This window comes from Rubrimonas cliftonensis (genome assembly GCF_900107585.1).
GTDB classification, from domain to species: domain Bacteria; phylum Pseudomonadota; class Alphaproteobacteria; order Rhodobacterales; family Rhodobacteraceae; genus Rubrimonas; species Rubrimonas cliftonensis.
The window spans coordinates 13,788-34,616 of sequence record NZ_FNQM01000017.1 but is presented as its reverse complement, the minus strand read 5'-3'; the positions used below and the strand labels follow the sequence as shown (position 1 = coordinate 34,616).

At 74.3% G+C, this 20,829-nt stretch carries 20 protein-coding genes; 14 read left to right on the top strand and 6 right to left on the bottom strand.

The genetic code is table 11. From position 1 onward, the window contains the following. Positions 1-2,061: a TonB-dependent siderophore receptor gene (locus BLW43_RS18125; protein ID WP_175478988.1), complete on the bottom strand. Its 2,061-nt coding sequence runs from the start codon at positions 2,059-2,061 to the stop codon at positions 1-3. 214 nt (positions 2,062-2,275) lie between these two features. Between BLW43_RS18125 and BLW43_RS18120 the strand changes: the two genes are divergently transcribed. After that, the gene (locus BLW43_RS18120) at positions 2,276-3,169 is read left to right on the top strand and encodes a helix-turn-helix transcriptional regulator (RefSeq protein WP_139284136.1); all 894 of its coding nucleotides are present in this window, start codon (positions 2,276-2,278) and stop codon (positions 3,167-3,169) included. A gap of 18 nt (positions 3,170-3,187) precedes the next feature. Here the strand turns inward: BLW43_RS18120 and BLW43_RS18115 are convergent, their stop codons facing one another. Continuing rightward, entirely contained in the window at positions 3,188-4,804 is a 1,617-nt protein-coding gene (locus tag BLW43_RS18115) for a PepSY-associated TM helix domain-containing protein (protein ID WP_093255612.1), read from the bottom strand. A gap of 15 nt (positions 4,805-4,819) precedes the next feature. After that, positions 4,820-5,128, bottom strand: a complete 309-nt coding sequence (locus BLW43_RS18110; protein WP_093255610.1) for a hypothetical protein — start codon at positions 5,126-5,128, stop codon at positions 4,820-4,822. A gap of 158 nt (positions 5,129-5,286) precedes the next feature. On the opposite strand from BLW43_RS18110, the gene BLW43_RS18105 reads away from it, so the two are divergent. The 13 genes from BLW43_RS18105 to BLW43_RS18045 all read left to right on the top strand — a co-directional run bounded on the left by BLW43_RS18105 (position 5,287) and on the right by BLW43_RS18045 (position 17,944). After that, positions 5,287-7,419, top strand: coding sequence for a TonB-dependent receptor (locus BLW43_RS18105; RefSeq protein ID WP_093255609.1), 2,133 nt, complete (start codon positions 5,287-5,289; stop codon positions 7,417-7,419). A 3-nt stretch (positions 7,420-7,422) separates the two neighbouring features. Continuing rightward, complete coding sequence (locus BLW43_RS18100) at positions 7,423-7,785, top strand: hypothetical protein (RefSeq protein WP_093255608.1); 363 nt, start codon at positions 7,423-7,425, stop codon at positions 7,783-7,785. A gap of 136 nt (positions 7,786-7,921) precedes the next feature. After that, complete coding sequence (locus BLW43_RS18095; RefSeq protein ID WP_093255606.1) at positions 7,922-8,848, top strand: sigma factor-like helix-turn-helix DNA-binding protein; 927 nt, start codon at positions 7,922-7,924, stop codon at positions 8,846-8,848. Between the two features lie 26 nt (positions 8,849-8,874). After that, complete coding sequence (locus tag BLW43_RS18090; protein WP_093255605.1) at positions 8,875-10,143, top strand: imelysin family protein; 1,269 nt, start codon at positions 8,875-8,877, stop codon at positions 10,141-10,143. Positions 10,144-10,147: 4 nt separating this feature from the next. Beyond that, a complete protein-coding gene (locus BLW43_RS18085) occupies positions 10,148-11,677 on the top strand; it encodes a di-heme oxidoreductase family protein (RefSeq protein ID WP_093255604.1) in 1,530 nt (509 codons plus the stop codon). Continuing rightward, positions 11,678-12,709, top strand: a complete 1,032-nt coding sequence (locus BLW43_RS18080) for an imelysin family protein (protein WP_093255603.1) — start codon at positions 11,678-11,680, stop codon at positions 12,707-12,709. A gap of 2 nt (positions 12,710-12,711) precedes the next feature. After that, positions 12,712-13,797 (top strand): DUF1513 domain-containing protein, encoded by a 1,086-nt coding sequence (locus BLW43_RS18075; protein WP_093255602.1) that lies wholly within the window; start codon positions 12,712-12,714, stop codon positions 13,795-13,797. Between the two features lie 25 nt (positions 13,798-13,822). Then, positions 13,823-14,239, top strand: a complete 417-nt coding sequence (locus BLW43_RS18070) for a hypothetical protein (protein ID WP_093255601.1) — start codon at positions 13,823-13,825, stop codon at positions 14,237-14,239. Between the two features lie 11 nt (positions 14,240-14,250). Continuing rightward, positions 14,251-15,204 (top strand): MotA/TolQ/ExbB proton channel family protein, encoded by a 954-nt coding sequence (locus BLW43_RS18065; protein ID WP_093255599.1) that lies wholly within the window; start codon positions 14,251-14,253, stop codon positions 15,202-15,204. A gap of 37 nt (positions 15,205-15,241) precedes the next feature. Then, entirely contained in the window at positions 15,242-15,625 is a 384-nt protein-coding gene (locus BLW43_RS18060) for an ExbD/TolR family protein (protein WP_217632227.1), read from the top strand. 1 nt (position 15,626) lies between these two features. Further along, complete coding sequence (locus tag BLW43_RS18055; protein WP_093255597.1) at positions 15,627-16,028, top strand: ExbD/TolR family protein; 402 nt, start codon at positions 15,627-15,629, stop codon at positions 16,026-16,028. Next, positions 16,025-17,350, top strand: coding sequence for an energy transducer TonB family protein (locus BLW43_RS23710; RefSeq protein WP_093255595.1), 1,326 nt, complete (start codon positions 16,025-16,027; stop codon positions 17,348-17,350). Before BLW43_RS18055 ends, BLW43_RS23710 begins: the two co-directional genes overlap by 4 nt. A 75-nt stretch (positions 17,351-17,425) precedes the next feature. Then, positions 17,426-17,944: a CC0125/CC1285 family lipoprotein gene (locus BLW43_RS18045; RefSeq protein WP_093255594.1), complete on the top strand. Its 519-nt coding sequence runs from the start codon at positions 17,426-17,428 to the stop codon at positions 17,942-17,944. Between the two features lie 163 nt (positions 17,945-18,107). Here the strand turns inward: BLW43_RS18045 and BLW43_RS18040 are convergent, their stop codons facing one another. Genes BLW43_RS18040 through BLW43_RS18030 form a run of 3 tightly spaced genes read right to left on the bottom strand, consistent with a single transcriptional unit; the run spans position 18,108 to position 20,804 of the window. Beyond that, complete coding sequence (locus BLW43_RS18040; RefSeq protein ID WP_425441194.1) at positions 18,108-18,902, bottom strand: heme ABC transporter ATP-binding protein; 795 nt, start codon at positions 18,900-18,902, stop codon at positions 18,108-18,110. Then, complete coding sequence (locus BLW43_RS18035; RefSeq protein ID WP_093255592.1) at positions 18,899-19,972, bottom strand: FecCD family ABC transporter permease; 1,074 nt, start codon at positions 19,970-19,972, stop codon at positions 18,899-18,901. The genes BLW43_RS18040 and BLW43_RS18035 overlap by 4 nt, the downstream gene beginning before the upstream one ends. Then, positions 19,962-20,804: a heme/hemin ABC transporter substrate-binding protein gene (locus BLW43_RS18030; protein ID WP_093255654.1), complete on the bottom strand. Its 843-nt coding sequence runs from the start codon at positions 20,802-20,804 to the stop codon at positions 19,962-19,964. The genes BLW43_RS18035 and BLW43_RS18030 overlap by 11 nt, the downstream gene beginning before the upstream one ends. Positions 20,805-20,829: the final 25 nt, after the last annotated feature.

The window sequence follows — 20,829 nt, the reverse complement described above, 5'->3', positions numbered from 1 at the left end:
TCAGAACCGCGCCGAAAGTCGCAGGGTCGCCGTCAGCGGCTCGCCGAAGTATGTGCCGCGCGCCGTGGTGTTGACCCGCTCGACATAGGTGCGGTCGAAGAGGTTGGTCACGTTTAGCTGAAGCGCAACCGCGTCGGTGATGGCGTAGGACGCCATCGCGTCGACCACTGCGTAACCCGGTGCCTCGATCGTCACGGTGCCGTCGCGGTTGTCGAAGCCAGAGACCGCGCGGACGCCCGCCCCGAGGCTCAGGCCCGCGACCGTCCCGGCCTCGAAGCTGTATCGACCGAACAGGCTGAAGGAGTTCGCCGGAGTCGGATCGTTCTCGAGGTCGGTGTCGACGTAGGCGTAGCCGGCGATCACGTCGAAATCTTCGAGCGGGCTGCCGCTCACGAGGAACTCGACCCCCTGCGTGTCGGCTTCGCCATTCGCGACGAAGGCCCCGACATTGATCGGATCGGGCGTGGCGCGGTTCTCGTCGCGGATGAAGTACCAGGCGCCCTGCGCTGTCAGCGCGCCGCCGAAATGCTCCGACTTGAGTCCGATCTCGACCTGACGGCCGACGCGCGGCCGCAGGACGGCGCCGCTCGCGTCGGTCTCGGTCTGCGGCTGAAAGATCTCGGCGAAGGAGCCGTAGGCGGTGACAGTGTCGAGCACGTCATAGGTCGCGCCGAAGTAGGGCGCGACCTGGGTCTCTGAAACGTCCTGGCGCGTTCCGCGCCCCGTGTCGCGGGAGACGCTGTCGTAGATCGAGTAGCGGGCCCCCGCGTTGATCTTGAAACGCGGCGTCACCGAGATCCTGCCCTGGGCATAGACACCGAACTCGTCGGTCTCCGTCTCGGTGTTGAGGCGAAAGCCCGGCCCGACGCCGGGGAACGTGAAGTCCGGAACCGGATAGGCCGAGGGATCGAATGTCGCGATGTTGGCGACGCCCGGCGAGAAGTCGAAGTTCTGCTGGAACCCCTGTTCGATGCGGCGATAGTCCGCTCCGACGACGACTTCGAGCGGCATGCCCGCGACACTGTGCGGCGAGGTCAGGTTGGCGTCGCCGTACCATGCGGTCTGCTCGAAGTCGCGCGCGAACCAGAACACCGGGAAATCGCCGGTCGCGCGATCGACCGGACCTGAGCCGAGCAGGTTGCGCAGGTCGGCGTCCTGGTCGAACACGCGCCCCGTGAGCTTCAGCACGCCACCATGGTCGAAGGCGTATTCCGCCTCGGCGAAGGCCTCCCGGGTCGGGATGTCGGCCGAGTTGTCAGTGGAGCCGATGAAGGTGCTGCGCGGGACTTCGAGCAGGCCGCCGTCGGTGAAGGTCGGCAGGCCGCTGAAGCGCAGCGTCTCCGAACGCTCGACGATGCCACCGGTCGCGACGGTGAGCCGGTCAGAGAGGTCGGCCTCCAGCGTGGCGAAGGCGCCGACGCCGTCCTTCTCGGTGACGTCGACGTTGCTCTCGAGATGCTGCCCGAAGGCGGCGACGCGCCCACGCACCGCGCCGTTCCCGCTCAGCGCGCCGGAGGCCTCGGCCTCGGCGCGATAGCCGCCGAGCGTGTCGCCGATCACCGCGCCCCCGAACAGCGGCGCCGCGGTTGGGCGCTTACGCACCAGGTTGATCGTGCCAACGGGCTCGCCTGACCCCTGGAACACGCCCGACGGGCCGGACATCACCTCCAGCCGGTCGAAGAACAAGAGGTCCGGCGCCGTGCCGTAGATGCTCGGGAACGGTCGCGGGGCGCCATCGACGTAGTACTGGAACACCTCCTGTCCGCGCGCGTAGAGCGAGCCCACGAAGCCGTCTCCGGTGGCCTCGGACAGGCCGGGCAGCAGCCGCGAGGCCTGCTCGATGCTTGTGGCGCCGATCGCGTCCAGCGCCCCGCGGGTGAGCACTGACACAGTCTGCGGCACATCGCGCAGCCGCTGCGGCTGCTCGCCGCCGACGGTCGCCTCGTTGGTCGTGAACGAGCCTGTCGATTCGGTCACGACGCCTGCGTCGCCCTCGACGGTGATCGCGTCGAGCATGACGGCCTCCTGCGCGGCGGAGACGGCGGGCGCTATCAGCAGCATAAGGGGCGCGGTCAGGCTTGGGCGTGAGAGGACTCGGGGCATGGCAGCATCCAAAATGATTCTTGATTGTTTCACTCAGTTTTCCAAAGGTGATGATCGGGCGATAGGCCCCGGACCACTGCGAAGGGAGCGAAGACCTTTGCGATCAGCGCGACATCGCCCGCCCCCTCGCCCCGCCGCGGCTGCGCCGTTCACGTCTTGCGAAACGGCGGGGTTGGCGGCCGCGCGCGACGACCTCAGCTTAGAGCGCACGGCCGCGGGGTTGACGGTGCACGCCAGCGCATGGCGCGGGGCGCGGACGGCCGAGGCCCGGTTTCTCGCGCCGCCCGGCGCCCGGCTCGCGGTACTGCTGTCGGGACGGCTGGAGATGGCGCTCGACGGCGCCGAGTTCGCCGTGGAGGCGCGCGAGGGTCCGGTCGCAGTGTTCTGGTCGGCGCCCGACGCGGTCGACGTCGTGCGCGTCGATCGGGGCGGAGCCGGCGCGGTGAAAGTGCAGCTCGGCGTGCCGCAGGGCTGGCTCGCAGCTGAGGCTCTGTCGCCAGCGATGTCGGCGGCGCTGGAGGGCTGGGCGGCGCCCACCGTATGTCCCGCCGCGCCTGCGCTGGCGGTCGCCGCGGCCAATCACCTGCGCGCGGCGCCCGCCAATGGTCTGGGCGCCTTCCTGGCGCGCGAGCGCTTCGCGATCGAGGCTCTGGCGTCGCTCGGCGAGCGGCTTGGAGAGGCGTGGCCGCCGGGTGGTCCGCCACCGCGGCTGGAGGTGGCCCGCGCCCATATCGAGCGCACGGCCGTCTCCCGCCCGTCGCTCCGCGAGATCGCCCGTGCGGTCGGCATGTCGCCCAGCGTGCTTCAGCGGCGCTTCCGCAACGCCTATGGCGGCTCGGTCATCGCCTTCCAGCGCGCCGTCGCGCTCGACGTCGCGCGGCGCGCCTTGGAGGAGCGGGCCGTCACCGTCGCCGAGGCCGCGGCACTCGCCGGGTACGACCATGCCGCGAACTTCGCTACCGCCTTCGCCCGCCGCCATGGCGCGCCGCCGTCGGCCCTGCGCGGACGGGCGCGGGAGACCGGCCGCGTGCGCTTCGATGGCCGCGACGGCGGCCCTGGCGGCTGAGGGCTCCTTCGTCCATCCTCAGTCGGGCGGGGCGCTCGCACCCTTCGCCCTGTTTCGCGCCGCTTGAACCGCCCCGCTCCGCCGCGCCGCGGCGAAGGCGGCCTCGCCGGCGGCGCGCAGGGCGGGGGCGAGGAGCCACAGCCCAAGGAGAGCGACTGCGAGATCGATCCCGGCGACGGCGGGATCGCGCGTCCACAGCGCATCCGGCCAGCCCGCGCCGCCCGCAGCGACGCGGATGAGCGGCAGGACCAACAGCGCAGCGCCGGCGGCCGCGCGCAGGTCCCGGCCGAGCGCGGCGGCGTCTCCCCGCCGAGCGAGGCAGGTCCAGCCGACCGCAAGGGCGCACCCGGTGAGAAACCCGGCGGGCGTGGCCGTCCATGGCGTCCCGACGCCGACCGTTGCGAAGAACGCGACAGCGGCGCAGGCCATCGCGAAGGGCAGGCCCCAGACGACGCAGACCATCGCGCGTCGACAGACAGCCCAGAACTGGTCGCCCTCGCGCCGGCGCAGCCACAGGTCGACCCCGCTCACGACGGCGTAGGTCATCGCGGCCCCGAGGCCGGCCCAGACGGCGCGCGAGAGCAGCCCTGCGAAGGTCCCGAAATGCAGCGGCGCCGCGAGCGAGACCAGCGCCGAGCCGAGCGACGGGGCCGCGCCGACGAGAACGTGCTCGCGCACGAAGCCGCCCGTCGCGCCGTCGTAGACCAGCGTCGCGCCGGTCAGCGCGCCCGAGGCGGGGGCGTGGATCACGCGCACCTCGGCCCCGCGCGCGCCGTAGTCCTCGACCGTCACGGCCAGCGGCTCGGCGTCGGCGCGGCGCGCTGCGTCGGCCACGATCGCGTCGAGGTCGGCGAGCGGCCCCGGCGCCGCGTCGGCCGCGCGAGGCGCGCCGAGCACCGCCTCGAGCGCCTGCCGCTGGTCGCCGCCGAAGGCGACCATCGCCACGATCGGCAGCCCAAGCGACAACGCGAAGCTGAGAAACGCCCCAGTGAAGGCGAGAAGCGCGGCGAAGGGCAGGCCCCAGACCCCCGCCAGCACATGCGCATCGCGCGCCGAGGCGACGCGCCCGCCCGGCCGCCGCGCCAGAAAGGCGTCGCGCACAAGGTGCCGGTGGATCAGCGCCCCCGAGATCGCGGCGACCAGCATGGTCAGGCCGAGCACGCCCGTGGCGTAGAGCCCCCAAGGCGCGGGCAGGTGCAGCTGCACGTGCAGATCGACGATGAACCGCTCGAGCGCCATGTGCGGGTCGGCCCGTCGCAGGTCGTCGGTGGGCGCGTCGAGGCGCCGGACCACGGCGCCGTCCCGATCCAGCAGGAACTCCGCCGTCATGGGCTCGGCGTCGGCCGGTCCCCGCCCGGTGAAGGCGACGCGGCGGTGGCCGCTGGAATGGCCGGCGATGAGCACCTCCCCGCGCAGCGCTGGCGGCACGCGCGCGGCGAGCGCCGCCACGTCGGCATGGATCGGACGGTCGATCAGCGCCTGCGGCGGCGCCGCGTCGCGCGACCAGCGCAGGATCTCGTCATCGAACACGATCACCGCGCCGGTGAGCATGACGACGTAGAGCAGGATCGACAGGACCGTGCCCGACCAGCCATGCAGGGCGATCAGACGCTTGGTGACCGAAGGCGACAGCATCGGCGCAGGCTCCGTTCAGAGAAGGGCGGACATGACGATCGCGAGTTCCAGCGCGAGGATCGCGCCCATCGCCGCCGCCGCGCGGCCGGGCCGGGCGGTCATGACTGGGTAGAGCACCGCCGCCGCCCAGATCAGCGGGAACGCGACCACTGGCAGCACGAGGTGATCGACGCCCCCGCGCCCCGGCGGCAGCACCAGCGGGGCCGCCGCCATGGACAGCACCGCGAGCAGCAGCGCGACCGGCCCGGCCAGCAGCGCCCGCGCCACCGCCGCCCGGCGTTCGAACCACCCGCCGTCCGTGGATGTCGCGCCGTCCCGCGTCATGTCCCGCCCGCTCCCCGATCTGGCTACGGGCGTCAGACGCCCAGCCCCTTTTCCTTACTAAAACGATCGTGTTTTATCCAGTCAGCAAGACGGCCCCGCGATCCGGCGGGTCAGCGAGCCAGCCACACACCCGCTGAAGTCCGGAAAGCCTCGCCGTCATGCGCCTTCGACCCTCATGCCTCGCCCTGTCCGCGACCGCCGTTGCGCTGTCGGCTCCGCTCGCCCGCGCCCAGGACAACGGCGCGCTCGTCCTCGCCCCAATCGTGGTGACCGGCGAGCTCCAGCGCCGGACCCTGTTCGACACGCCGACCTCTGTGGCGATCGCCACAGGCGAGGATCTTGAGCGGCGCGGCGAGCGCGACGTCTACGGTCTGATCGAGCGCACGCCGAACGTTACGGCGAGCAACGGACGGCAGGGTTTCGCGATCCGCGGGATCGACCAGCGCGGCGTCGGCGGCGGCGGCGCCGGCCAGACCATCTCCGTCCAGGTGGATGGCGTCGCCCTGCCGGGGAACCAGTCGACCTTCTTCGGCCCCTACTCGACCTGGGACCTCGAACAGGTCGAGGTGCTGCGCGGCCCGCAGTCCACCCAGCAGGGCCGCAACGCGCTGGCCGGCGCCATCGTGATACGCTCCAAGGACCCGACTTTCGAGCAGGAGTTCAAGGCGCGCGGCGAACTGGGCTCGCGCGCGACCCGCCGCGCCTCGGTCGCGGCCAATGTGCCCCTGATCGACGAGACGCTCGCGCTGCGGGTCTCCGGCGACGCCTTCCGGACCGACGGCTGGGTCGAGAACCCCACTCTCGGCATCGACGACTACGACGCGCAGGAGATGCGCACGCTGCGCGCGAAGCTGCGCTTCGACCCGACCGAGGACGTCAGCGCCGTGCTCTCCTACAGCCGCTCCGACAACAGCGGCGGCGAGGACTCGATCTCCGCCGCCGAGTTCCCCGGCCAGCGCCTAAACTTCTCCAATCGGCGCGCCGAGGAGGGTTCGACGATCGACATCTTCGGGCTGCGCGCGACGTGGGACGTGACCGACCGGCTGACGTTGGAAGCCGAGACCTCCTACCTGCAGGACGACTATGTCCGCTCCGAGGATTTCGACGGCGGGCCGCAGGACCTTGGCTTCACCTCGCGCGACGGCGACCTCAGCGCGTTCGAGCAGGACCTGCGCCTGCGGTTCGATTTCGAGGCGCTGTCCGGCGTGGTGGGCGCCTTCTACACGTCCACCGACAGCGAAATCCCGCCGATCGCGACCTTCGACGCCTCGGTGGTCGGCCCCATCCCGCCAGGCCTCGTGACCGTGGAGCGGCGCAACACCTTCGGCGCCGAGGTCGAGAACTTTGCGCTGTTCGGCGAGGTCGACGTGCCGCTCGACGCGCTCGCGCCGGGACTGACGCTGACCGCAGGCGCACGCTACGATGTCGAGGAGGTGACGGTGATCTCGCGCGAGAACGTGCGCACCACGCCCCCGGTCGCGTTCCTGCCGCCCGAGTTCCAGGCGCTGATCCCTCCGGACAGCGACTTCCGCACCACGGAGGACTTCACGGCGTTCCTGCCCAAGCTGGGCCTGACTTACGACTGGACCGAGGACCTCGCGACCTCGTTCACCGTGCAGCGCGGCTATCGCTCGGGCGGCGCCGCGCTCAACAACTTCACCGGCGTCGTGAGCGTGTTCGACCCGGAATACACTTGGAACTACGAACTGGCCGTGCGGGCTGCGCTGATGGGCGGGCGTGTGCGCGTCGCCGCGAACGCCTTCTACACCGACTGGGAGGACCAGCAGGTCGAGGTTTCGGGGCCGAGCGGCAACATCCTCGATGTGGACACGGTCAACGCCGGAACCTCACGGCTCTTCGGCGGCGAACTGAGCATGGACGCGGACGTGAGCGACGGTCTCACCGTGTTCGGTTCGCTCGGCTACATCGAGACCGAGTTCACCGACTTCCGCAGCGGCGGCGTGGACTTCACCGGCAACGAATTCCCGAACGCGCCCCGCTTCACCGGCGCGGCGGGCGCCGCCTATGATTTCCGCAACGGCTTCAGGCTCGCGGCCGACGTCTCCTACACGGCCGAGGAGTTCAGCACCACCGCGAACCGCCCCGGCGAGACGACCGACAGCCGCTTTCTCGTCAACGCCCAGTTGAGCTACGGCGAGGGGCCAGTGACGGGTACGCTCTACGTGCGCAATCTGCTGGACGAGGACTACGCCACCTCGCGCTTCGACAGCGGGGTGGTCCGCGCGGGCGAGCCGCTTACCGTCGGCGCCTTCGTCGACGTGCGGTTCTGAGACGTGGCCGCGGTCGTCGGCGTCCTGATCAGCGCGGCGGGCCTCGCCCATCTGGCTGCGACCGACGCCAAGCGCCGCCGCGCCTTCGGCCTGTCGCCGCATCGCGCCGCGCGCCACGGGCACGCGGCGCGGATCATGCTGTTCGGCCCTGGCGGCGCGCTCGCCCTCGCCGGCGACTGGGCGGGATTCGCAATCTGGCTCGGCGCGCTGTCCTGCGGCGGCTGGGCGCTCGTGGCCGTCGATCCGCCGACATGGCGACGGATCGCGCGCCGCGCCGCAGGCCTCGGCGCGCGGCGGTCCGGGCCGGCCGAGGCTGAGCCGCCGTCGCGCGGCGTTCGCCCGACGGTCGCCGCGCGGCGCGACTGACGGGCCCGGCCGCCTCCCGAGTGGCGTCGGCCTCGGCGCGAGATCGCGTTGCGCGCCATCGCGCGTTGTGCCGAGCCAGCGAGGACCTAATCCGCCGCAAGCCGGACCGGAGAAGCGATGGGAGCGCGCGCGGCGCATGAGCGGGGACGTGAACGACCTTCTGGCCGTCTTCACTGCGAAACGGTGCCGCTCCGTCAAGACCCTCGCGCGCCGCACCGGCTGCGCGGCCGAGGTGCAGGACCTGACGCGGGCGGCGTGGCTGCGCTTCGCGGCGAACGCCGCGGCGGCACGGCGTAATCCAGTCGCCTATCTCCGGCGGATTGTCGCCAAACTCGGCGCCGATCGTTCGCGGGCGCGGCGGCGGCGGACAGATTTCGCGCGCGACGCCGGCGCGGCGCTGTCGGCGACGGCGCCCGATCCCGAGGCCGCGGCGATCCATCGCGACGACCTACGGCGGCTCGCACAGGCCGTCGCTGCGATGCCGCCGCGCCGGCGCGACATGCTGCTCGCGGCCCGGCTGCGCGGCGCACCCTACCGCGCGATCGCCGCGCGCCACGGCGTCTCGAACCGCGCGGTCGAGGCGGAGATACGCGCCGTGCTCCGGGCCACGGGGCCGATACACCAGAGTTCCCACACCCCGTCCCCGGGACGCGGGAAGGCGCCCATACGGCTTTCGGGCGCGGTCGTGCATCGGCCGCACCGGCTCGACTACGACGGGCACACCGGGGTCTACGCCTACATCGCGCTGACCGACCGCGACGCGGGGCCGCTCTATCCGGCCTCGACCGTATGGTGCGACGCGCGCACCGCCGAGCCGCTGGGCGCGGAGTTCCCGATCGGCGACGGCGCCGGGCGCACGGTCACCCACTGGCTGCAGGTGCTGCACTACGGCGCGGCGCTGGGCCCGGTCTGGCGGGCGACGACGGCCGTGGTCGGCGTCGCGGCGCTTACGGTGACCAGCCTGCTCGTCTGGCTGCGCCAACGGCGGGTGCGTCGCCGGGCAGCGCCAGAACTGCGAGTCTATCGCGCCGGTGCGGTTGTCGAGCGTTTCAGTAAGGAATAAGCTGCCCGTAAACAGGAGGAGCCCGCATGATCCGAATCCCTCTCCGCGCCGTCGCCCTCGGCGCCATCCTGACCGGCGGCGCGCCCGCCGTCGCCGCCGAGCCCGCCTCGGTGGTGCAGACCTACGCCGACATCGCCGAGGCCGCATATTCCGACAGTCACGCCTCGGCGCGCGCGCTGCAGGCGGCGGTTGACGCGCTTGTGGCCGATCCCTCCCCGCAGGCGCTGGAGGCGGCGAAGGCCGCATGGCTGGCGGCGCGCGTGCCCTACCAGCAGACCGAGGCGTTCCGCTTCGGCAACGCGATCGTGGACGACTGGGAGGGCAAGGTGAACGCCTGGCCGCTCGACGAGGGGCTGATCGACTACGTGGACGGCGCCTATGGCGGGCCGTCCGACGCCAACCCCTACGCGGCCGTAAACGTCATCGCCAACCCGACCTTCACGCTGTCGGGCGAGAACGTGGACGCCACGATGATCGACGCCGCGCTGCTGACGGAGGTGCTGCACGAGGCCGACGGCGTGGAGGCGAACGTCGCGACCGGCTATCACGCCATCGAGTTCCTGCTCTGGGGGCAGGACCTGAACGGCCACGGACCGGGCGCCGGCGCGCGCCCCTGGACCGACTACGCGCAGGGCGACGCCTGCACCGGCGGGAACTGCGACCGTCGCGGCCAGTATCTGACGGCCGCGACCGATCTGCTGGTCTCCGACCTCGCGTGGATGGCCGACCAGTGGGACGAGGACGGCGAAGCCCGCGTGACGCTGGCGGAGGACCCGGCGGCGGGCGTGATCGCGATCTTCACCGGCATGGGGAGCTTGAGCTACGGCGAGCAGGCCGGCGAGCGGATGCGGCTGGGGCTGATGCTGAACGACCCCGAGGAGGAGCACGACTGCTTCGCCGACAACACCCACAACAGCCACTTCTACGACGGCTTGGGCATCCGCAACGTCTATCTCGGCCGCTACGTGCGCATCGACGGGACGGTCGTGGAGGGCCCCTCGCCGGCCGAGCTCGTGGCGGTGAAGGATGCCCGCGTGGACGCCGACCTGCGCGCCGCGCTTGACCGGACGGTGCTGAAGCTCGGCGAGATCAAGACCGCCGCCGAGGCGGGCTTCCGCTACGACATGATGCTGGAGCGCGGCAACGCGGCCGGCGAGGCGCTGGTCATGGGGGGCGTCGACGCGCTGATCGCCCAGACCCGCGAAATCGAGCGCGCCGTGGCCGCGCTGGACCTGACGCCGATCGCGTTCGAGGGCTCCGACAGCCTCGACGACCCCTCGGCGGTGTTCCAGTGAGCCCATGCGTCTCGCGCTGATCTTCGCCCTCGCCGCGGCGCACGTCGCCGCGGCCGGATTGCCGGGCGGGGCGGGGATCGGCGACGACCCCCACCTCGAGGTGATCCCGCGCACGGCCGAGGAGGCCGCGCGCGTCGCGGCGGTCACCGCGCCGCCGGCCGATTTCTCCAAGCCCGAGCCGTTCGAGGAGAACTCAGGCGGCGCGACGACCACGCGCCGCTCGACCGACGCCGACGCCTTCAGCTGGCCGGCGGAGAACCTGAGCTTCGCGCAGGAGCTCGATTTCCGCATCGGTAACGGGCTCTTCCGGCGCGCCTGGGTGACGGGGCCGGCCTCGACCATCGCCTCCGACGGGCTCGGGCCGCTCTACAACGAGCGCGGCTGCCAGAACTGTCATGTCAAGGACGGCCGCGGCCATCCGCCCGCGGGCCCCGACGACGACGCGGCCACGATGCTGCTGCGCGTCTCGGTCCCGGCCGACAGCCACCCGCTGCAGGACGAGATCGCAAACTGGCTCGCGACCGCGCCCGACCCGGTCTATGGCGGCCAGATCCAGGATCGCGCTGTCGCAGGCCACCACGCCGAGGGCCGCGTGGCGGTGGACTGGGAGGAGATCGCGGTTCCGCTTTCGGGCGGGGAGACTGCGACCCTGCGCAAGCCGAAATGGCGGGTGGACGACCCCGCCTACGGTCCGCTCGCGCCCGACGCGATGCTCTCGGCCCGGATCGCGACGCCGATGATCGGGCTGGGGCTGCTGGAGGCGATCCCCGCCGCCGACATCCTCGCGCTGGCCGACGCCGAGGACGCGGACGGCGACGGGATCAGCGGGCGCGCCTCGGTCGTCTGGTCCCACGAATTCGACCGACCGATGCTGGGCCGCTTCGGCTGGAAGGCCGGCCAGCCCACGGTGCGCGAGCAGTCGGCCGACGCGTTCTCGGGCGACATGGGGCTGTCCTCGCCGCTGAGGCCCGCGGTCTATGGCGACTGCACCGGCGCGCAGGGTGCCTGCCGGGCCGCGCCCCACGGGGCGCAGCCCGAGCAGGACGGCTACGAGATCGACGAAGCCGCGCTCGACCTCGTGGCGTTCTACAGCCGCAATCTGGCCGTGCCTGCGCGGCGCGATGCAGAAAATCCGCAGGTCCTGCGCGGCAAGGCCATGTTTCACGCCGCAGGCTGCGCGTCCTGTCATGCGCCCAAGCACGTCACGCACCGGCTGGCGGACCGGCCGGAGCAGAGCTTTCAGCTGATCTGGCCCTACACCGACCTCCTGCTGCACGACATGGGCGACGGCCTCGCCGACCACCGCCCGGACGGCGTGGCGACGGGGCGGGAGTGGCGGACGCCGCCGCTCTGGGGGATCGGGCTGACGCGCGAAGTCTCCGGCGTCGAGGCGTATCTGCACGACGGCCGGGCGCGCACGCTGCTCGAGGCCGTGCTCTGGCACGGGGGCGAGGCGCAGGGCGCGCGCGACGCTGTCGCCGCGATGGACCCCGGCGACCGCGCCGCCCTGATCCGCTTCCTGGAGTCGCTGTAGATGCGCCTGATCCTCGCCGCCGCCGGTCTCGCGCTGGCCTGCGCCGCACCCGCCGCGGCCGAGCCCGACTATGCCGCGCGGGTGGAGGCGACGCTGTCGGCCCATGTCCTGCCGGGCTTTGCCGCGCTGACGGCGGCGACGGCGGCGCTGTCCGACGCCGCGGCCGCGCGCTGCGCAGGAGACGGCGGCGACGCCGAGGTGCGGGCGGCCTTTCACGGCGCCTTCGACGCGTGGATGGGCGTCAGTCACCTGCGCTTCGGCCCGCTGGAGGCCGACAGCCGCGGCGCCGCCATCGCCTTCTGGCCGGACGCGCGCGGCGCGACGCCCCGCGCGCTAAAGCGCCTGATCGCAGAGGCCGACCCGATTGTCGACGACCCGGCGGGCTACGGCGAGGTCTCGGTGGCGGCGCGGGGCCTGATGGCGCTCGACTGGCTGCTCTACGACGCCGACGCGCCGGCGCTGGAGCCCGGCGGCTACCCCTGCCGGCTGGCCACCGCGATCGCGGCCGATCTCGCCACTGTAGCGGCGGCCGCCGAGGTCGACTGGCGCGGAGACTACGCGGCGCGGATGCGCGCGGCCGACGGCCCGCTCTACCGCTCGGCGCAGGAGGCGGCGGGGGAGCTGGCCAAGGCCTTCGCCGCCGGGCTGCAGGCGACGGCCGAGCTGCGCGTCGGCCGGCCGCTCGGGGGCGAGCGCGGCCCGCGGCCCCGGCTGGCCGAGGCGTGGCGGTCCGACCGGCCGATGCGCAACGTCGCGCTCTCGCTGGCGGCGATCGAGGAGATGGCCGCGACCCTGTTCCTGCCGCTGCTCGACGCCGACGCGGCGGAGCAGGCGGACCGGCGCTTCGCCGCCGCCCGCGCCGCGGCCGAGGCGGTGCCGACCCCGCTCGCCGCGGCGCTCGATACCGAGGAGGGTCGCACGGCCCTGCGCCGCCTCGGCCAGCAGCTGGCGCTGCTGCGCGCCTTCCATGACCTGACGCTGGCCCCGGCCATGGGCGCGGGGCTCGGTTTCAACGCGATGGACGGGGACTGACCTTGGGACCGGGACTCGGTCTGACCCGCCGCGCTCTTCTCGCCGGGGCCGCCGCCATCGCGGCGAAGCCCGGCTGGGCCGACGCCGGCGGCCCGGCGTGGCTTTCCGCCGCGCTGCGCGGGCGCGACGACTGGCGGCTGATCGGGCTGCGTCCGGACGGCGGCGTCGCGTTCGACCTCGCCCTGCCCGGGCGCGGCCACGCAGCGGCGGCCCATCCTGCGGCGCCGCTCGCCGTGGCCTTCGCCCGCCGGCCCGGCGCCTTCGCGCTGGTGATCGACTGCGCCGAAGGCGTCGAGCGCGCCCGCCTGACCGCGCCGCCAGAGCGCGCCTTCAGCGGCCACGGCGCGTTCTCCGCCGACGGCGCGCTGCTCTTCTCGGGCGAGAACGCCCATGACCTCGGCCGCGGTCGGATCGGGGTCTGGGACGCGACCGACTGGCGGCGGATCGGCGAATTCGACAGCGGCGGGATCGGCCCGCACGAGATTCTGCGCGCGCCGGACGGGGCGTCGCTGATCGTGGCCAACGGCGGAATCCTGACCCATCCCGACAGCGGCCGGCAGAAGCTCAACCTGCCCACCATGCGCCCCAACCTCGCGCGGCTGCGCATGGGCGACGGCGCGCTGATCGAGACCGTGGAGCCCGAACCCGCGCTGCGGCTCAACTCCCTGCGCCACCTCGCCGTCGCGCCTGACGGGACCGTGGCGGTCGCCGCCCAGTGGCAGGGCGACCTGCGCGCCGCCCCTCCTCTGGCGGCGCTGTGGCGGCCCGGCGCAGAGGGGCTCGACTGGCTGGGCGCGCCCGAGGCGCCGCTCCTGCGGATGCGCGGCTACGCCGGCTCCGTCGCGATCGCGCGCGACGGAACGCGACTGGTCGCGACCGGCCCGCGCGGCGGCCTCGCGCTGGTGTTCGACATCGCCCGCGGCTTCAAGCGCGCGGTCGAGGCGGCGGATGTCTGCGGCGCGGCCCCCGCCGGAGACGGCTTCGCGCTGACCGACGGCGCCGGCCGTGTGCTGACGCTCGGCGACGGCTCCGCCAAGCCGCTCGGGCGCATCGACGGCGCGCTCGACAACCACCTCGTCGCGCTGTGAGTGATAGTGAAGGGAAACCCCGACGATGACGCTTGCCCGCCGCGCCGCCGCCATGGCGCTCGCCACCACAGTTTGCGCGGGACCCGCGTTCGCGCAGGACGCCGCGCCGCCCGTGGAGATCGAGCTGAACAAGCTGGAGGCGCGGGAGGGCGGCTGCCAGGCCTATCTCGTCGCGCGCAATCTCGGCGGCCTCGCGCATGAGAGCCTGCGCCTCGACGTCGTGCTCTTCGACCGCGACGGGGTGATCGCGCGGCGTCTGGCGGTGGAGGCGGGGCCGCTGCCCGCCGAGAAAACGATGGTCAAGGCCTTCGTCGCAGAAGGCGTCGCCTGCGAGGCCATCGGCTCGGCGCTCCTGAACGACGTGCTGAGTTGTGGCGGCGACGGCCCCTGCCTCGACGCCGTGCAGGTCGTCGCGCGGCCGCCGCTCACGTTCACGAAGTAGGAGGGGCGGCGATGGAGCCCGAGGAGACCTTGACGCCCACGCCGGACGAGGCGGCGCGCCTCGCGCCGAATGCGTCGGGCGCCGCCGCCGGCGACGCGGCCGCTTCGGGGGTGGGAGCCGCGCCCGCCGCCACCCCTGCGGAGGCGCCCGGCGCGGGCGGGGGCGATCCGGCCGCGGACGCCGCTCTCGGGGCTTCGCCGCTCGCGACGGACCCGGCTGCGGCGGAAATCGCCGGGCCCTTCGGCATCCCCTCGCTCGATCAGGCCTGGGCGCTGGCCGAGGCCGGCGGGCCGGTGATCGCGGTGCTCGCCGCGATGTCGGTGACGGGGCTTGCGATCCTGCTGGCCAAGCTCGCGCAGTTCGCCGCCGCCGGGCTGGGACGGCGTCGGGCGGCGGCCGAGGCGCTCGCGATCGCGGCCCATGGCGACCCGGCGCGGGCGCTGGCGCAGGCGGAGGCCGCCGGCGGGCCGGCCTGCGGCGCGCTGGCCGCGGCGCTGGCGGCGCGGCTCGCAGGCCGGCCCGAGGCAGCCGCGCGGGAGGCCGCCTGGGCCGTCGGCGCGCGCGCGACCGAGGGCCTGCGCGGCTGGATGCGGCCGCTCGAGACCATCGCTGGGCTCGCGCCGTTGCTCGGCCTCTTCGGCACCGTGCTCGGCATGATCGCGGCGTTCGCGCAGATGGAGGCCGCCGGCGCGCGGGTGGACCCGGCCGTGCTGTCGGGCGGCATCTGGGAGGCGCTGCTGACCACGGCCGCCGGCCTCGCAGTGGCGATCCCGGCGGTGGCGGCGGTCAACTGGCTGGAGCGGCGGGTGGAGCGCGAGGAGCACCTGATCGACCTCACGCTGGCGGCCTTCTTCTCCGGAGCCGCCCAGTCCGTCCACGCCGCGCTGGCCGATCCGATCCCGTTGAGGGGGGAGCGCGGCGCATCCGCTCCAGCCCATGCCGCGCCAGCCCTGCGCGGCGTCTGAGGGCTGGGCGGCCCCGCCGCGCCGACCCCGTCGGCGGGTGTCCGTCAGCCTCACGCCGCTGATCGACGTCGTGTTCATCCTGCTGGTGTTCTTCATGCTGGCTTCGTCCTTTCTCGACTGGCGCACGCTGCGCCTTGACGCCGCCGAGGCCGGCGCGGGCGCCGCCGTGGAGGGCTCGGTGCTGGTCGGCGTCTCCGCCTCCGGTCTCGCCTTCGCCGGCAGGCCGATCGAGGCGGTGGCGCTGCGCGAGCGGATCGCGGCGCTTATGGCGGAGAACCCCGCGCGCCGCGTCGCGCTGCGGCCCGCGCCGGGCACGCCGCTGCAGGCGACGGTGGACGCGCTCGACCTGCTCGCCGCCGCCGGCGCGCGCGACGTCGCGCTGTCGGTTCCGGGCGCGGCCCCCCTGGCGGCGGGAGGCTGAGATGCGGCGCCGCAAGCCGAGGCGGCGGACGGGTGGCGTCGACGACGGCGTTCTGCCGCTGATCAACGTGGTGTTCCTGCTGCTGATCTTCTTCATGGTCGCCGGCCGGCTGGCGGCGGGCGATCCGTTCGAGATCGCGCCGACCCGCGCGGCGATGGAGGGCCCTGCCCCCGGCGAGGCGCCGCTGCTGCTGGTGGCCGCGGACGGCCGGCTGGCGCTCGACGGGGCCGAGATCTCGTGGGACGCGCTGCCCGCGGCGCTCTCTGGGGCGCGCCGGCTGCGGGTGAAGGCCGACGGCGCGGCCGACAGTGTCGCCCTGGCGCGGCTGCTGGCGAGCCTGCGGGCGGCGGGCGTGAGCGAGGCGCGGCTGATGGTCGAGCCGAAACCGGGACCAGGCCCGTGACTGGCCACGCGTCGGGCCCTACGACCGAACTCCGCGCCAGCCACATCGGCCTCGGGGCCGTCGCCGCACTCGCGCTGCACGCGGGCGCGCTGTGGCTGGCGTTCAGCGCCGCCCCGACCTCGGGCGCCATGGCGCCCGGCGTCGCGGGGCTCGACGTCGCGCTCGGCGCCGACGGTGGCGCGCCCGGAATTGCGGCGCCGGTCTCGGCCGAGGACGCCGAGAGCGTCGCGCCGGACAACGTCGCGACCGATACGGCGACGCCTGCTGCGGCCACGGCCCCTCCGATCGAGACCGCCGTCGCCGACGCTCCGCCCGATGCGGCGCCGGACGCCGCTCCAGACCTCGGATCGGAAGCGGAGCCGGTCGAGGTCAGGGCGGCGGCGGACGCCGCCTTGAGCGCGTCGACAGCCGAGGCGCCGCCCCTCGTTGCTGAGACGGTCGTGGACGCTGCGCCAGAGGCGGCCCCAAGCGTCGCACCTGCCGACGCCGCCCCGAGCGCCGCCCCGAGCGCCGCCCCGAGCGTCGCGCCCACGCCGGCTGCGCCGACGGTCGCGCCGCCCGCCGCCGACGCGTTGACGGCCGATGCCGCCGCCCCGATCGCGCCGCCGGCCGAACCGGCGACCGTCGCCGCCGACCCGCCCGCGACCGACGCGCCGCCGGACGCCGTGGCGACGGTCGGGCCCGAGGCCGCAGTCGCAGCCGATGTCGCCGCGCCAGAGCCGGTGACCGCTGAAGCGCTCGCGCCCAACGCGCCCGCTCCAGAGATCGCCTCGACCGCGCCTCCGTCCTCGCCGCGACCTGTCGCGCGACCCGCTGAGCGCGTCGCCTCGCGGCTCGAAACGCCGAGGACCGCACCCCGTGGGGCCGCCGCGCCACCGGCCCCATCGCGCGCTGCGCCGGCCGCCGCGCCCCTTCCGCAGGCGACGACCGCTCGCGCCGCGCCTGCCGGCGCCGCCGGCGCCGCCGGGACGGCTGCGACCCCACGCGCTGGCGAAGGCGCGGCGGAGCAGGCGACCACGGGCGGCGACCCCGGCGCCCGGCGCGACTACGCCGCGCGCATCGCCGCGATCCTCGCGCGCGAGAAGCGCTATCCGGCCGCCGCGCGTGCGCGGCGCCAGCAGGGCGAGGGGAGCCTCTCCTTCACCCTCGACGCCGAGGGCCGTGTCGTAGCGGCGTCGCTGCGACGCGGCACGGGGCATGACCTTCTCGACAACGAAATCCTCGATCTCGTCCAGCGCGCTGCGCCCTTCCCGCCGATGCCGCCCGAGGCCGGCCGCAGCGCCATGGATTTCGTCGTGCCGATCGACTTCACCCTGCGGTGACACCCATCCAGAGGAGGCGTTCGCGGGGCTCTTGCGTTCTATTCTCCAAGCGACGCCGGCAAGGTGGAGAGGTGCATGACAGCCCGAGCGCGAAATCTGATCCTGATCGCACTTCTCGGCGCCCTCGTCGCGGGCTGCGCGCAGCCGACGGCGTACCAACCGGCAGACGGTATCCGCGAGGGCTACGCTGAGCGGCGCGTCGCCGCGGACCGCTGGCGGGTCTCCTTCGCGGGCAACAGCCTCACCCCGCGCACCACAGTGGAGGACTACCTGCTCCACCGCGCCGCCGAGATCGCCCGCGATGAGGGCGCGGCGCGCTTCCAGGTCGTCACGGTGGAAACCGAGCCGGTGACGCGGTTCCGAGGCTCGAGTGTCTTCGTCGGCAGCGACTTCAGCTCAGGCTCGGCGTTTCACGGCTCGCGCTCCTTGGGCGCAGCCGCCATCCCCGCAGACGCGCGCCCGGTCACGCGCTATGACGCCTTCATGGAGGTGCGCCTCCTGCCCGACGCCACGGCAGATGGACCCGACATCTACGACGCGACCGCTATCCTCGCCGCCATAGGCCCCCGCATCCGGCGGCCCGATGCGGGATAGCGCGCCGAACGCGGGCAGCCGCGCCCTCTCTGCGGCGCCCGCCCCCGCCGCTCGGTGAACACGTTGCTCATAGGGGGGCTTCGCCGCCGATCGCAGCGATAGCGGCTGTGGCGCCGAGGACTTGGTCGTGGCGATCCGCTGTCGCCTTTGCGACCACGACTGCTCAGGACAGCGCCCCGGCCGGCGCATGGGGCAGGACGAAGAGGCCCTTGGCCGGCGCCATGTTCACGCGCAGCTCGCAAGCGTAAGCGGCGGACAACACCGCGTCGGTCAGCGCCGCCTCGGGCGGGCCGGCGGCGACGATCCGGCCCTCGACCATCACGGCGACGGCGTCGGCGAAGAGCGCGGTAAGGTTCAGGTCGTGCATCACGGCGATGACGCCGCCGCCCGACCGCGCGAAGCCGCGCGCGAGCCGCATCACCGCGATCTGGTGGCGGATGTCGAGGCTGGCCACCGGCTCGTCGAGCAGCAGCCAGCGCGCCGCGCCGTCGGCCGGGGGGCGCGCCACCTGCGCCAGCGCGCGGGCGAGCTGCGCGCGCTGCTGCTCGCCGCCCGACAGCTCCTGGTAGAAGCGGCCGCCGAAGCCCGCCAGACCGACCTGCGCCAGCGCCGCGACCGCCGCCGCCGGGTCGGCGGCGCCGAGGCGGACGACCTCGAGCACCGTGAACGGGAAGGCCAGCGCGCTCGCCTGCGGCAGCACCGCGCGGCGCTGCGCGAGGAGCGTGGGGTCGAGCTGCGCGAGCGGGCGCCCATCGAGCGTGACGCAGCCCGCGGCGATCGCCCGCCCTGAAAGCTCCCCCGTGAGCGCCCGCATCAGCGTCGTCTTGCCGGAGCCGTTCGGCCCGACGATGGCGGTCAGCGCACCGGGGCGCGCCGAGAAATCCGCGCCGTCCAGCGCCATGCGGCCGCCGAGCCGCACCCGCAGCCCCTCGGCGCGAAAGCCCGCGCCCCCGCTCACAGGTCCAGCGTCGCGCGGTTGCGCAGCAGGATCCACAGGAAGAACGGCCCGCCGACCGCCGCGGTGACGATGCCGATGGGCAGTTCCGCCGGCGCGACCAGCGTGCGGCTGACCATGTCGGCCCCGACCAGCAGCGCCGCGCCGAACAGCGCCGAGGCCGGCAGCAGCCAGCGGTGGTCCGGCCCGATGGTCAGCCGCAGCAGATGCGGCGCGACGATGCCGATGAAGCCGATCCCGCCCGACGCCGCCACGGCCGCGCCGGCGGCGGCGGCCACGGTGAGCACCGCCGCCGACTTCACGCGCTGCACCCGCACGCCGAGATGCATCGCCGCCCCCTCGCCGAGCGCCAGCCCGTTCAGCCCCCGCGCCAGCAGCGGGGCTGCGGCCAGCGCGGCGAGGATCAGGGGCGCGGCGGCGGCGAGCTTGGTCCAGCTGGCGCCCGCCAGCGAGCCGAGCCCCCAGAAGGTCAGGTCGCGCAGCTGCGCGTCGTCGGCCATGTAGATCAGCACGCCCGACAGCGCGCCCGCCAGCGCGCCTAGCGCGATGCCCGCCAGCAGCATGACGGCGACCGAGGTGCGCCCCTGCCGGGTGGCGACGCGGTAGAGGATCAGCGTCGAAACCCAACCGCCGGCGAAGGCCGCCAGCGGCGTAGCGTAATGGCCGAGCGCGCCGCCGATCGCGGGCGGCAGCAGGCCGGCGAGCACGATGGCGGCGATGGCGCCGAGGCCCGCGCCCGCCCCGACGCCGACGAGGCCGGGGTCGGCCAGTGGATTGCGGAACAGGCCCTGCATCACCGCGCCCGAGACCGCGAGCGCGGCCCCGACCAGCACGCCCATCGCCAGCCGCGGCAGGCGGATGTCGAGCAGCACCACCCGGCTTGTCGCATCGAGCGGCGCGCCGCCGGCCCAAGCGCGGGCGAGGTCGAGAAACGAGGCGTCGGCCGCGCCGACCTCGAGGCTGATCGCCGCGAGCGCCGCCAGCAGCGCCGCGAGGCCGAGCGTGACGGCGCGGGCGCGGGTGGTGCGGTCGCCCGCGAGCGGCGGCGCGCCGGCGGTCAGCTCAGCCGGCATCGGCCAGCGCCGAAGCCAGCACTGATATCGCCTGCGGCGTGCGCGGGCCGAAGCCAAGCAGCAGCAGCCCGTCGAGCCGCACCAGCCGCCCCGCGCGCGCCGCAGGCGTCAGCGCGAGCGCCGCGTGGCCGACCACGTCGCGCCGCGCCGCTTCATGGCCCTCGCCCCGGTCCATCATCAGGATCACGTCCGGCGCCGCCGCGATCACCGCCTCGTCGGTCAGCGGCTTGTAGCCCTCGAACGCGTCCACGGCGTTGACGGCGCCGGCCAGCGCGATGATTCCATCCGCGCCCGTGCCGCGCCCCGACGCCAGAACCCGCCCGCCCTGCATCGACAGGATGAACAGTACCCGCGCAGGCGACTGACCGTCCGGCGCCGCCGCCTGCGCCATGGCCCGCGCCAGCGCCGCGTCCACCTCCGCCGCCAGCGCCGCGCCGCGCTCGGGCGCGCCCAGCGCGTCGGCCACGGCGCGGATCTTCGCGGCGACGGCGGCGCGGTCGTGGCCCTCGGGGATGGTCGCGAAGGGCACGGCCGCCTCGCGCAGCAACGCCACCGCCTCGGGCGGCCCCGCACCCTCGGCCGCGACGATCAGGTCGGGGCGCAGCGACAGCACGCCCTCGGACGAGAGCGCCCGCATGTAGCCGACATCGGGCAGCGCCTCCGCCTCCGGCGGGTGGGTCGACGTCGCATCGCGACCCACGAGGCGGTCCTGCTCGCCCAGCGCGAACACGATCTCCGTCACGGCGCCGCCGATCGAGACGATGCGGCGTGCGGGTTCGGTGGCAAAGGCGCGCCGGAGGCCGGGGGCGAGGGCCAGAGCTGCCGCCCCCATGGCCAGCGCCGCTCGCCGCGACGGC